General features: G+C 69.9%; 11 protein-coding genes. 3 read left to right on the top strand and 8 right to left on the bottom strand.

The window, feature by feature from the left end; all coding sequences use genetic code 11:
* Positions 1-77 precede the first annotated feature (77 nt).
* Complete coding sequence (locus QM517_RS03575; RefSeq protein ID WP_283285262.1) at positions 78-2162, top strand: maltotransferase domain-containing protein; 2085 nt, start codon at positions 78-80, stop codon at positions 2160-2162.
* Entirely contained in the window at positions 2159-4297 is a 2139-nt protein-coding gene (glgB, locus tag QM517_RS03570; RefSeq protein ID WP_283285260.1) for a 1,4-alpha-glucan branching protein GlgB, read from the top strand. Before QM517_RS03575 ends, glgB begins: the two co-directional genes overlap by 4 nt.
* 54 nt (positions 4298-4351) lie before the next feature.
* On the opposite strand, the gene QM517_RS03565 is transcribed toward glgB, so the two are convergent.
* The gene (locus QM517_RS03565; protein WP_283285258.1) at positions 4352-5302 is read right to left on the bottom strand and encodes a tetratricopeptide repeat protein; all 951 of its coding nucleotides are present in this window, start codon (positions 5300-5302) and stop codon (positions 4352-4354) included.
* Positions 5299-7104: a glycosyl transferase gene (locus QM517_RS03560; RefSeq protein ID WP_238592371.1), complete on the bottom strand. Its 1806-nt coding sequence runs from the start codon at positions 7102-7104 to the stop codon at positions 5299-5301. The genes QM517_RS03565 and QM517_RS03560 overlap by 4 nt, the downstream gene beginning before the upstream one ends.
* 172 nt (positions 7105-7276) lie before the next feature.
* Between QM517_RS03560 and QM517_RS03555 the strand changes: the two genes are divergently transcribed.
* Complete coding sequence (locus tag QM517_RS03555) at positions 7277-8350, top strand: AI-2E family transporter (RefSeq protein WP_077051611.1); 1074 nt, start codon at positions 7277-7279, stop codon at positions 8348-8350.
* A gap of 3 nt (positions 8351-8353) precedes the next feature.
* Here QM517_RS03555 and QM517_RS03550 read toward each other — a convergent pair whose 3' ends face one another.
* The 6 genes from QM517_RS03550 to frr all read right to left on the bottom strand — a co-directional run bounded on the left by QM517_RS03550 (position 8354) and on the right by frr (position 12305).
* A complete protein-coding gene (locus QM517_RS03550; protein ID WP_278101804.1) occupies positions 8354-9076 on the bottom strand; it encodes an alpha/beta hydrolase in 723 nt (240 codons plus the stop codon).
* Entirely contained in the window at positions 9076-9363 is a 288-nt protein-coding gene (locus tag QM517_RS03545; RefSeq protein ID WP_283285254.1) for a hypothetical protein, read from the bottom strand. The genes QM517_RS03550 and QM517_RS03545 overlap by 1 nt, the downstream gene beginning before the upstream one ends.
* Before the next feature lie 7 nt (positions 9364-9370).
* Complete coding sequence (locus QM517_RS03540; RefSeq protein WP_303655402.1) at positions 9371-9898, bottom strand: transglycosylase SLT domain-containing protein; 528 nt, start codon at positions 9896-9898, stop codon at positions 9371-9373.
* Positions 9899-10134: 236 nt separating this feature from the next.
* On the bottom strand, positions 10135-10701 hold the full coding sequence (locus QM517_RS03535; RefSeq protein WP_077051615.1) for a DivIVA domain-containing protein: 567 nt from the start codon (positions 10699-10701) through the stop codon (positions 10135-10137).
* On the bottom strand, positions 10698-11747 hold the full coding sequence (locus QM517_RS03530) for a phosphatidate cytidylyltransferase (RefSeq protein ID WP_283285250.1): 1050 nt from the start codon (positions 11745-11747) through the stop codon (positions 10698-10700). The genes QM517_RS03535 and QM517_RS03530 overlap by 4 nt, the downstream gene beginning before the upstream one ends.
* 3 nt (positions 11748-11750) lie before the next feature.
* Positions 11751-12305 carry a ribosome recycling factor gene (gene frr, locus QM517_RS03525; protein ID WP_076490281.1) on the bottom strand — a complete coding sequence of 185 codons (555 nt, stop codon included), beginning with the start codon at positions 12303-12305 and terminating at the stop codon, positions 11751-11753.
* Positions 12306-12409 lie beyond the last annotated feature (104 nt).

Raw genomic sequence — 12409 nt, 5'->3', positions numbered from 1 at the left:
TCGGAGGATCGGGTCGGTCTGTCAAGGCCCGCGGCAAGCCCTGGGGGAACGTCGCCGGGCCACGGTAGGTTCGGACCGTGGCCACCACGACGACGACACTTTCGCCCGTTCTCCCCTGGCGCAGCGCCGCCTCGATCCCCGTGCGACCTATCAAACCGACGCCCGCGAAGGGCGTGGTGACGCCGCGCATCCCGCTGGCGCTCCCCCATCCGCACGTTCCCGGGGGTCGGTTCCGACCTTCGGCCTTCGTGGGCGAGGCGGTGCCGTTCAGCGTCACCGCCTTCCGCGAGGGTCACGACCGCATCGGCGTGCACGTCCGGCTCTTCTCGCCCTCCGGCGACGAGTCGCTGCACCGCCTCTCGCCGCTGAACGACGGGTTCGATCGCTGGTCCACCCTGGTCGCCCCGCTCGAGCAGGGCGTCTGGCGGTTCCGGTTCGAGGCGTTCGCCGACGAGTTCGCCACGTGGGAGCACGCCGCCGAGGTGAAGATCGCGGCCGGCGTCGACTCCGCGCTCATGCGGGAGATGGGCGCGCAGCTCTTCGACCGCGCCCGGGGCGAGAAGAAGCGGCCCGGCAGCGACAAGGACGTGCTCTACGCCGCCGCGCGGACCCTCCGCGACCCCGAGACGCACGACGACGTCGCCCTCCAGATCGTGCGCGATCCCGCGATCGCCGAGATCTTCGCGGTGCGCCCGGTCATGGGGCTCGCGTCGGCGGGCAAGGATGCCGAGCTGCTGGTCGAGCGCGAACGCGCCGGCGTCGGCGCATGGTACGAGTTCTTCCCGCGCTCCGAGGGCGCGACCCGGGCCGAGGACGGCTCCGTGATCAGCGGCACGTTCCGCACGGCCGTGGATCGTCTGCCCGGTGTGGCCGACATGGGCTTCGACGTGCTCTACCTGCCCCCCATCCACCCGATCGGCGAGCAGAACCGCAAGGGACCCAACAACACGCTCGTGACCTCCCCCGGCGACCCGGGCTCGCCCTGGGCGATCGGCGGGCCCGCCGGCGGGCACGACACCGTTCACCCGGATCTCGGCACGCTGGAGGACTTCCGCGCCTTCGTCGACGCCGCGCGCAGCAACGGGATCGAGGTGGCGCTCGACCTCGCGTTGCAGGCATCACCCGATCACCCGTGGGTCACCGAGCACCCCGAGTGGTTCACGACCCTCCCCGACGGCTCGATCGCGTACGCCGAGAATCCGCCCAAGAAGTACCAGGACATCTACCCCGTCAACTTCGACAACGACCCCGACGGCATCCGTGCCGAGGTCCTGCGGATCGTGCGGCACTGGATCGCCCAGGGCGTGCGCATCTTCCGCGTCGACAACCCCCACACGAAGCCCCTGCAGTTCTGGGAATGGTTGATCGCCACGGTCAGCGCCGAGGAGCCCGACGCGGTGTTCCTCGCCGAGGCCTTCACCCGACCGGCCCCGCTGCAGGGACTCGCGATGGCCGGCTTCCAGCAGAGCTACACGTACTTCACCTGGCGCAACACCAAGGAGGAGCTCGAGGAGTTCTTCGACGGCCTCGCGCACGAGACGGCCGACTTCCTCCGGCCGAACCTCTTCGTGAACACCCCCGACATCCTCACCGAGTACCTGCAGTTCGGGGGTCGCCCGGCGTACAAGATCCGTGCGGCGCTGGCGGCCACGGCCGCCCCGACCTACGGCGTGTACGCGGGGTACGAACTGTACGAGAACGTCGCGCGTCCCGGTTCCGAAGAGAACATCGACAACGAGAAGTACGAGTACAAGTTCCGCGACTGGGCGGGCGCCGAGTCGGCGGGCGACTCGCTCGCCCCGTATCTGCGTCGACTCAACGGCATCCGTCGTGATCACCCGGCTCTCGGGCAGCTGCGTAATCTCCACGTCCAGTGGAGCGACGACGACGCGATCCTCGTCTACGCGAAGCATCTCGACGCGGCTCTCTCGCCCACAGGAGTGTCCGACACGATCATCGTCGTCGCCAACGTCGACCCCCACTCCACGCGCGCGACGACGGTGCACCTCGACACGACGTTGTGGGGCGTCGAGCCCGGGACGCCCTACGAGGTCGAAGACCTCGTGACGGGCGCCGTCTGGACCTGGACGGACCACAACTTCGTGCGCTTGGACGCATTCGACGAACCCGTGCACATCCTGCACGTGAAGGAGTCCCGATGACCGCTCTTCCCTCAGAACTCCTGGATGCCGTGGCCCACGGCGCCCACCACGACCCGCACAGCATCCTCGGCTCCCACGAGACCGCCGACGGCTGGGTCATCCGCACCCGGCGTCCGCTCGCCCGCGAGGTGGTGGCCGAGCTCGAGGACGGCTCGACCGTCGAGCTGTCGCACACGCGCTCCGGCATCTGGGAGGGTCTGCACGCCACGGCTCCCGGTGCGTACCGCGTGCGCGCCTCGTACGACGGGAGCGCCGACCACATCGCGGACGACCCGTACCGTCACGTTCCCTCGGTGGGCGAGCTGGATCTGCACCTCATCTCGGAGGGCCGCCACGAGGAGCTGTGGCGGGTCCTGGGCGCGCACGTCCGCGAGCTCGACGGTTCCACCGGTACGGCGTTCACGGTGTGGGCGCCGGACGCCCGCGCGGTACGCGTGATCGGCGACTTCAACGGGTGGGACGGTACCGGGAGCGCGTTGCGCTCGATGGGCGGCAGCGGGGTCTGGGAGCTGTTCGTGCCAGAGGTCGGCATCGGCGCCCACTACAAGTTCGAGATCCTCACCCGGGCGGGTGCCTGGATCCAGAAGGCCGATCCCATGGCCCGCCTCGCCGAGACCCCGCCCGCGACGGCATCCGTCGTGACCTCGTCCGACTACCGCTGGGACGACGACGCGTGGCTGGAGGAGCGATCCCGCACCGCCCCCATCGACCGTCCGATGTCGATCTACGAGCTGCACCTCGGCTCGTGGCGTCCCGGACTGTCGTACCGGGACGCCGCCGACGAGATCATCGACTACGTCGGCGCCCAGGGCTTCACGCACGTCGAGTTCCTTCCCCTCTCCGAGCACCCGTTCGGCGGGTCGTGGGGCTACCAGGTCTCGGGCTACTACGCCCCCACCAGCCGCTTCGGCGACCCCGACGACCTGCGCTACCTGATCGACCGTCTGCACCAGGCGGGCATCGGCGTGATCATGGACTGGGTTCCCGGCCACTTCCCCAAAGACGACTTCGCCCTGGCGAAGTTCGACGGCGAGGCCCTCTACGAGCATCCCGACCCCCGTCGCGGCGAGCACAAGGACTGGGGCACGCTGATCTTCGACTACGGCCGGAACGAGGTGCGCAACTTCCTCGTCGCCAACGCGCTGTACTGGTTCGAGGAGTTCCACGTCGACGGGCTCCGCGTGGATGCCGTGGCATCCATGTTGTACCTCGACTACTCCCGCAACGACGGCGAGTGGGCACCGAACCAGTTCGGCGGCCGCGAGAACCTCGAGGCGATCCGCTTCCTGCAGGAGGTGAACGCGACCGCCTACAAGCGCTACCCCGGGATCGCCATGATCGCGGAGGAGTCCACCAGCTTCCCCGGCGTCACGGCGCCCACGGCGCACGCGGGCCTCGGCTTCGGGTTCAAGTGGAACATGGGCTGGATGAACGACTCGCTCCAGTACATCGCCCGCGACCCGATGTACCGCTCGCACCACGAGGGCGAGCTGTCGTTCTCGTTCGTCTACGCGTTCAGCGAGAACTTCATCCTGCCGATCAGCCACGACGAGGTCGTCCACGGCAAGGGCAGTCTCTTCGGCCGGATGCCCGGCGACCACTGGCAGAAGCTCGCGAACATGCGCGCGTTCCTGGCGTACATGTGGGGTCACCCGGGCAAGCAGCTGCTGTTCATGGGTCAGGAGTTCGGGCAGATGTCCGAGTGGTCCGAGTCCCGCAGTCTCGACTGGTGGATGCTGGACCAGCCGTCGCACGCCCAGCTCCACTCCTTCGTCGCCGAGCTGAACCGCGTGTACCGCGAGCAGGCGCCGCTATGGTCGCGCGACCACGACGGTGCCGCCTTCTCGCGCCTCGGGGCGCCCGCATGGAATCCGAACGTGCTCGCGTTCGCGCGGCGCGACCACCATGGCAACACCGTGGCCGTCGTCTGCAACTTCTCGGGCGTCCCCCTCGGCGACTTCCCGCTCGACCTCCCCGAGGCCGGCACCTGGACCGAGGTGCTCAACAGCGACGCGGAGGCGTTCGGCGGCTCGGGTCAGGGGAACCTCGGCGCGATCACGACCGACGGTCGCGGCAGCGCCGTGCTGACGCTCCCCCCGCTCGGCGTCCTGTGGCTTCACCACCGCGCGGGCTGAGTCCCGACGACGAGGAAGGCCCCGTCCGCGGACGGGGCCTTTCTCGTGTCGTCGTCAGAACAGCAGCGATGCCAGTCGAGACCGCGCCCGGATCACGCGGGGGTCATCGTCGCCGATGAGGCCGAAGAGCTCGAGCAGACGCTCACGCACCGGCGCCCGCTCGTCCGACGGGAGCACCGCGAACAGATCGAGGAGGCGCGCGAACGCGTCCTCGACGTGGCCACCGGCGATGTCGAGGTCGGCGACCGTGAACTGCGCCTCGATGTCGGTCGGAGCGGCCGCCGCCGCGGCGCGGGCAGCCTGCAGGTCAGCGCCCTGCACGCGGTCGAGCAAGCGCACCTGACCGAGCCCGGCCCGTGCGTCGGCGTCGCGCGGGTTCTCCGCGAGAGCCTGTTCGTACGCGGCGATGGCGCGGGGGTAGTCGCCCTCTTCGATCGCGGCGAACGCCTCGGCGTGCAGCGGAGGCAACGGCTGCTCCACCGGCTCCTCGGACCCGGCTTCGGCGCCGTCGACGGGAACGGTGCCGGTCACGCCGTGCTGCGCGGCGAGCTGGAGGAGCTGCGCGAACACTTCCCGGACCTGCTGCTCGGGCACGGCTCCGGTGAACAGGGGCACGGGCTGACCCGCGACGAGGGCCACGACCATCGGGATCGACTGCGCGCGGAATCCCTGCGCGAGCTGCGGATTCGCGTCGACATCGACCTTCGCGAGCACGACCTTGCCGGCGAGCTCGGCCACGACCTTCTCGAGGATCGGGCTGAGCTGCTTGCACGGGCCGCACCACTCGGCCCAGAGGTCGACGACCACCGGCACGCTGCGCGACAGTTCGAGGACCTGACCGAACGACGCGTCGGTGACGTCGAACACGAGCGACGGCGCCGGCGCCCCGCCGGCCGCGGTCGGGGCGGACCCGTCGGCGGGCGCCGCGGGGGGCTGAGGACGGTTGCGCAGCGACGACAGATCGACGGCGCCGCGGAGGACGGAACCGGGGGTGGGAGTGCTCACGGTGACACCTTCGCTTCGAGGAGGCTGGAACGGTAGCCCAGGAGTCGGATCTGGTCGCTGGACCCCTGGCTGGGCACGTAGAAGAAGATCTGATCGGTGTACGTCGTGGTGAAGCCGGTCGCCGACTGGTCGACGCCGGTGAGGGCCTTCACCGCGGGGTTGTTGTCGAGCTTGATCACGGCATCCGCGTTGGTCGGCTTCGCCGTGTCGCTCTCGTAGACGTTGACCGCGACGATCGCGCCCGTGTCGAGTGTGGCGAGGGCGATGGGCGCCGCCGGGCCGGCGGACGCGGAGAAGCTGATCTCCGCCGTGCCCTGACCGGTCTGGTTGAGCTCGTCCGTGCGGTTCTTCTTGTTCTCCTCGATCGCGGGGAGCAGCAGGTCGTTGGCGGTGTCGAACGCGGCCCACGACGCGCTGTTCTGCCCGTTGTTGATGAGATCGGCGTACGCGGCCGCGACCTGGTCGGGCTGCATGACCAGGAACGAGGAGTCCGGCGGCACCTGCGTCGCGCCCACGTACGGAGCGGCGAGCTCCGGGAGGTTCGTGGATGCCTCGAGGTTGCCGATGTAGGACACCCGGTACTCCGACCACGGGTCGTCCTGCGTCATCATCATGATCGACGTCGACGGCGAGGTGGCATCCGCCGACTCGACCACCGTCATCACCGTGCGCGGCCACGTGCCCGTCGTCTGCGGGAGGGTGATCTGCACCGGCTCGGCGGGGATCGCCGGGAGAGCGGGGCGGTCGGGCAGCGCCGCGCGAAGCGTGTAGTTGGTCTTGCGCTCGGCCAGTGCCGGGCCCGTCAGCCGGGTCTCGGCGGCGGTCGCGTCGAGGGCGGCGTCCGCCTGAGCCACGGTCGTGGCGATCCGCGAGACGATCTTCGCGGCCTGGTTCTCGGTGACGGCCGGGGGGAACTGCCCCTCGGGGACGATGACCGTGGGCGTCGGACTGGGGCTCTCGCTCGCCGCGAGCTGCGGCCACGCGTCGGCGGAGCAGCCCGCGAACAGCGCCGCGGAGAGCCCGAGCGCGGGAACGGCGATCAGCGCACGGCGCCCCGGGCCGAGGGCGCCGCGGGTGCGGCGCGACGGCGACGAGCTGATGACGCCCTTGTCGGCCGCATCGGCATCGGCGATCGAGATGGGCTCGGTGACCGGCAGCGGCAGACCCTTGCGCCGAGGCCGTCGGGAGCGGCGCACGTGGCGGATCCCCAGGAGATACAGCACGATGCCCGCCAGCAGGGCGATCGCTCCCCCGGCGATCAGCGGTCCAGCCCACGGAGTGGAGTTGTCGATCGGCCAGGTCACGGAGACATCGGTCGGCGCCGGAGCCGTGCCGTCGCTCGCGACGAGCACGCTCATGTCGGACGGGAGCTGCAGCGTCGTGCTCAGCGACCCGGTCTGCTGGTACTCGTCGAGCCAGAGGTCGGATCCCGCGGGCGTGCGAGCGGTGGTCGTCGCATCCGATGCCGGCGGAGTCACCGAAGCCGGGACGAGTGCGGTCTGGACCGCGTTCTCCTGCCCGAGGGTGACCGCGGTGTACGGGACGTCGGCGAGCCAGGCCTGCATGTCGGACGTGCGCCCGTACGAGACGAAGACCTCCCCCTCGCCCGCGACCCGGAGCGACTGCGCCCCCGGGAGGCTGCCGAGAACGGCACCGTCGATCAAGGTGTAGGCCGTCGAGCCGTCGGTCTGGATCGACTCCGTCGCCTCCGAAGGACCTTGGAAGACGGTGCGCTGGGCGATGCCCGCGCCGATCATGACGGCGGCGATGACGAACGCCACCACGGCCCAGACGAATCTCACGCTACACACCATCCCCACCGGCGACTCGGGCGGCCACCGAAGAATCGACGTTTCAGACTAGCCGAGGCCGGCTGAAAGTTCGCGGCGAGGCCTGACGGTGCCGGGAGGACGCCCCGCTCAGTATCCTTTCGAGACGGGCACGCTCGCCCGCCGGAGGCAGGAGTCGCTGCGGATGAAGATCCACAATCCTTTCCGAGTCGCGATCCTCGCGACCCTCGGTGTCGGAGTCGGGCTCCTGGTGATCGTGAGCATCCAGAACCTCTCCACGATCCTCCTGTACGTGGGGACCGCGCTCTTCCTCTCGTTGGGACTCGACCCGGTGGTGTCGTTCCTCGAGCGGCGCGGACTGCCCCGCTGGGCGGCGGTGCTGCTCACGATCCTCGGGGTCCTCGGCGTCTTCGCCGGCATCATCTTCATGGTCGTCCCGATCATCGTGAGCCAGATCACGCAGCTGATCACGCAGATCGAGGGTCTGCTGCAGCCCGGCAAGTGGAACGAGATCGTCACCGGAGTCCAGGAATGGGTGACGGCCAACTTCCCCTGGTTGCGGATCGACGAGGTGTGGGCCGGGGTGCAGCACTGGTTCTCGACGCTCGACGTCGGGTCCATCTCCACGATGATCGGCAACAGCCTCCTGACGATCGGCGGCGCCGTCGCCGCCGGACTGGGCGGGGCCTTCATCGTCCTCATCCTGACGATCTACTTCACCGCCTCCACGCCCTCGCTGAAGTCGGCCGTGTATCAGCTGGTCCCGGCATCCAAGCGCGCGCGCTTCATCGAACTCTCCGAGAAGATCACCGACTCGGTCGGCTACTACGTGATGGGCCAGGTCAGCCTGGGTGTGATCAACGGAATCCTGAGCGCGATCTTCCTGAGCATCATCCAAGCGCCCTTCCCCGCGGTGCTCGCGGTGATCGCTTTCTTCTTCTCGTTGATCCCCCTCGTCGGGACGCTCACGGGCTCGACGATCATCGTCCTGACGTGCCTGATCCCGGGTCTCGGGTCTCCGACGACGGCCATCGTGGCCGCGATCTACTACCTCGTCTACATGCAGATCGAGGCGTACGTGATCTCTCCGCGCATCATGAACCGGGCGGTATCGGTGCCCGGCTCGGTCGTCGTCATCTCCGCGCTGGCGGGAGGCGCGCTGCTGAACCTGCTGGGTGCGCTGATCGCGATCCCTGTGGCGGCGAGCATCCTCATCATCTACCGCGAGGTCATCATCCCTCGGCAGAACGAGCGCTGAGACTCAGTCGCCGACGGGACCGTCCCACTCCACCGGGAGCGGGAGCGCGTCGGGATTCACCGCGGCGACGATCTCCGTCAGGACGCGGCGCGTCTGCGTCTCTCCGACCCAGAGGTGCTTGCCGCCGTCGACGGCGATGAGGTCGGCGTGCGGAACCGAGGCGAACCGCTCGCGCGCCTCGGCGGGCCGGAGGTAGTCGTCGAACTCGGGCACGAGGACCACCATGCGGCGCTCGTCGCCCGCCCATGCGGCCACCTCGTCGGCCGTCGCCCGGTGCAGGGGCGGGGAGAGCAGGATGACGCCCTCGATGTCGTGATCGCGACCGTACTTCAGCGCGAGCTCCGTGCCGAACGACCATCCCAGGAGCCACGGCCGCGGCAGCCCGCGCTCGCGGACGAAGTCCATCGCCGCCGCGACGTCGAAGACCTCGGACGCGCCGCCGTCGAACGTGCCCTCGCTCGTGCCACGCGGCGAGGTCGTGCCGCGGGTGTTGAAACGGAGCACCGCGAGGTCGGCGAGGGCCGGGAGGCGGCCCGCCGCCTTGCGCAGGATGTGCGAGTCCATGAACCCGCCGGCCGTCGGCAGCGGATGCAGCGTCACGAGGGTGGCGACGGGCTCACGGGCTTCGGGAAGAGCCAGCTCGCCGACCAGCGTCAGGTCATCGACGGTGGTGAGCTCGATGTCCTCCCGGCGGGCGGGAAGCAGCACGGGTCCGCGTATCTCCATCAGGCGATCCTCCAACAGGGCGTGTGCCAATGGCGGCGAGCGGCGAGATCCGCCGAGTCGCCCAGGACTCCATCCGCGCGCCACACGACGACGTGAGCCACACCGACCTCGACGGTCCGCCCGCATGCCGGGCAGATGTACGGCTTCTGCGCCTGCGCCGCCGACAGCGGCTGGACCGTCCACTCGACGCCGCGCTTGACCTCGGTGCGCTTCCAGCCGGCGATCAACCGGTCGAGTGACGCGTCGGATCGGTCGTTCGACGGCCGACGCTTGCGGGAGCGGGGCACGCTCCCGTCACCACCAGTGGTTGCTGGTCCAGAACGCGTACGCGCTCGCCCAGCTCCCGTACCGGCCGGTGGCGTAGCCGGTGGCCCACCGCAGGTTGTCGACGGGGTCGTACCCGTTGCCGGGGACCTTGCTGCACGGGAGAGCCTGGACCAGCCCGCAGGCCCCGGACGAGCGGTTCGTGGCGTTCGGGTTCCAACCGCTCTCGCGGCTGACGATGTAGTCGACGTAGCCCATGTCGGCGTCGGAGATCCCGGCGGCCGCCATCCATTCCGCGGGTGCACCTCCACCCGTGTAGTAGAGGGGGCCGCTGCTCCCCCCGCTTGAGGCGTCCGATCCCGTCGACGACTTCGTGGCCGTCGGCGTCGGAGTGGGCGTGGGCTTCGGTTTCACGTACACGTTGTAGCTCGACCGGTCGAGTGTCGGCGCCTGCTTCTCGCCCCCCGTGGAGACCTGCTGCGCGTCGTCGAGGCCCTCGGCGTAGAGGGTCACGGTCTTCGGCTCGTCGGCCTGGGCGCGCAAAATCGCCACGCCCATCGGGCCCACGTAGGCGCCGGTGAACGCGAGCGCCGCGCAGGCGGCGAAGACCGTCACGACGCCGCGGCGACGCGACCAGTGCGGTCCGCGACGCCCGGACGGGGCCGGGTGCACGACGTCTGCCACGGCGTGGCCACGACGGGCCACACGCCGCGAAGAGGCACGCGTGAGATCGGATCCGGAAGTCACAGTGCGCTCGAGTCTACCGATCGGTTCGGCTGCAGGCTACGCGAGGGTCAGCCCACCGCGAGCATGACCTCGACGACGGCGTCCAGCACGGCGTCGACCTGCGTCTCGCGGTAGCCTCCGCGCTGCACACGGAACGCGACGGAACGGACCTGCTCGGCCGTGATGGCGTCGCCCGTGGCGAGGTAGCGCGCGATCCGGTCGGACACGATGTCGACCTCGCGGACGCTGTAGCCGTAGCGGAACACGCCGACGCGGTCGAACCGGCCCCCGCGCGGGCGGGAGAGGCGGTCGAGCACGACCTGCGCGGTGTCGCGGGTCTCGGCGACCCAGGCGCGCGCACCGAGCCGTGAGAGGGCGTACTCGCGCTCGCGGGCGGCGAAAGCGTCCTCGACCCGTCCGAGGGCGGCATCCACCGGTCCGATCGCGTAGCCGCCCCGCACGAGCGGGAAGGATGCCGAGCGCACCTCGGTCGAGCGGAGGGCTCCGGGCTCATCGGCCTCGAACGCGTCGCGCGCCTTCTCGAGGAAGGTGTCGACGGCCCGCTTCTCGTAGCCCTTCTTGCGTCCGGGGGCGTCGGGGAAGGGCGTCGAGCGGTCGGTGCGGGTATCTGTCATGACGCTCCCAGGGGCGAGAGGAGGTAGTACATCGCCAGCGCTGCCGTCGCGGACGGGAGGATCGAGTCCAGGCGGTCGAGGACGCCGCCATGCCCCGGCAGCCACGAACTCATGTCCTTGATGCCGAGGTCGCGCTTGAGCATCGACTCGCCGAGGTCGCCCACCGTAGCGGTGGCGAGCACGACCGCACCGAAGATGAGTCCGGTCCACCACGGCACCTGCAGCATGAACACGGCGAGGAGCACGCCCGCCGCGAGTGCGGCGACGCACGCGCCGGCGAAGCCCTCCCACGTCTTCTTCGGGCTGATCCGCGGGGCCATCGGATGCCGCCCGCCCCGACCGAACGTGAGGCCCGAGACGTACGCGCCCGTGTCGGCCACGACCGCGAGCACCAGGAACGCCAGGACCCACCATTCACCGCCGTCCTGCGCGAGCAGGACCAGCGCCATGCTCGTCAGGAACGGGACGTAGAGCTGCACGAACGCCGCGACGAGAACGTCGGCGAGCACCTCGGTGCGTGCTCTGCCGTCATGCGCGTGCAGTTGGGCGGTGAGGCGCCACACGATGACGAAGGCGACCGCGACGAGCACGGACACCCAGTGCAGCCACAGGCCCGCGAGGAAGCCACTCGCCAGCAGGAGCACGCCCGCCGTCAGCTGGGGAACCACGTCGACCCGGCGTCCCGACACCTGGAGTGCGCGCGAGAACTCGAGGACGGCCAGCACCATCGCGCCGAGCGCGAAGAAGGCGAACAGCCACTTGACGAAGATGAGCGAGGCGATGACGACGACGCCGATCGCGACGCCGATCAGGCTGGCCACGATCAGGTCGCGGCCCGTGCGCTGCTTGATGCGCTCGTTGGCCTGGTCGAACTCCGCGCGCGCGTGAGCGATGTGCTGCTCGGCATCCGTCCGCATGGCGCGCAACTGCGACTCGATCGCGGTCACGGTCTCACCGGTGGGAGGCGTGCGCCGCGCGGCGTCGCTCCTCCGTCCGGAGGGCGACTCGGCGGGCGCCGTCACATCGTCGTCGGGGGCCTGGGGCATGGGTCAGACCTCGAGCAGCTCGGCCTCTTTGCGCTTGAGCGCCTCGTCGATGGCGTCGACGTGCGCACGGGTCACACCGTCGAGCTCCTTCTCGGCTCGCACCAGCTCGTCTTCCCCGACGTCGCTCTTGAGCGCATCGAGGTCGTCCTTCGCCTTGCGGCGGAGGTTGCGCACCTGCACCTTCGCGTCCTCGCCCTTGCCGCGCACGATCTTGACGTACTCCTTGCGACGATCCTCCGTCAGCTCGGGCATCGTCACGCGGACGATGTTGCCGTCGTTCGTGGGGTTGACGCCGAGGTTCGGCATGTCGCGGATGGCCTGCTCGATGGCCTTGAGCGCCGACTTGTCGTAGGGGTTCACCACGAGCGTGCGGGCCTCGGGGTTGTTGAGCGAGGCGAGCTGAGCGAGGGGCGTCGGAGAGCCGTAGTAGTCGACCAGGACCTTCTGGAACATCTGGGGGTTCGCGCGCCCGGTGCGGACGGTCGCGAAGTCCTCCTTGGCGGCCTCCACGGCGCGATCCATGCGCGCTCCGGCATCGGCGAGGACATCGGCGATCACGGTGACTCCATTCGTTGAAACTGAGGTCCCAGTCTAGTCGCGCGCGGGGCCCGAACCCCGGCCCCCCCCCCGCCGCACCAAATGAAGAGCCGAACCATAGTGAA

Source organism: Microbacterium sp. IEGM 1404 (genome assembly GCF_030056775.1).
Lineage (GTDB): Bacteria > Actinomycetota > Actinomycetes > Actinomycetales > Microbacteriaceae > Microbacterium.
Note: the sequence above shows the minus strand (reverse complement) of the source record. Positions and strands in the feature narration are given on the sequence as shown.

Bases quoted from the DNA above. Each gene is read 5' to 3' on its own strand.
- glgB (WP_283285260.1), top strand. From the start codon at position 2,159: ATGACCGCTCTTCCCTCAGAACTCCTGGATGCCGTGGCCCACGGCGCC.
- QM517_RS03555 (WP_077051611.1), top strand. From the start codon at position 7,277: ATGAAGATCCACAATCCTTTCCGAGTCGCGATCCTCGCGACCCTCGGT.
- QM517_RS03550 (WP_278101804.1), bottom strand. From the start codon at position 9,076: ATGGAGATACGCGGACCCGTGCTGCTTCCCGCCCGCCGGGAGGACATC.
- QM517_RS03540 (WP_303655402.1), bottom strand. From the start codon at position 9,898: ATGGGCGTGGCGATTTTGCGCGCCCAGGCCGACGAGCCGAAGACCGTG.
- QM517_RS03535 (WP_077051615.1), bottom strand. From the start codon at position 10,701: ATGACAGATACCCGCACCGACCGCTCGACGCCCTTCCCCGACGCCCCC.
- QM517_RS03530 (WP_283285250.1), bottom strand. From the start codon at position 11,747: ATGCCCCAGGCCCCCGACGACGATGTGACGGCGCCCGCCGAGTCGCCC.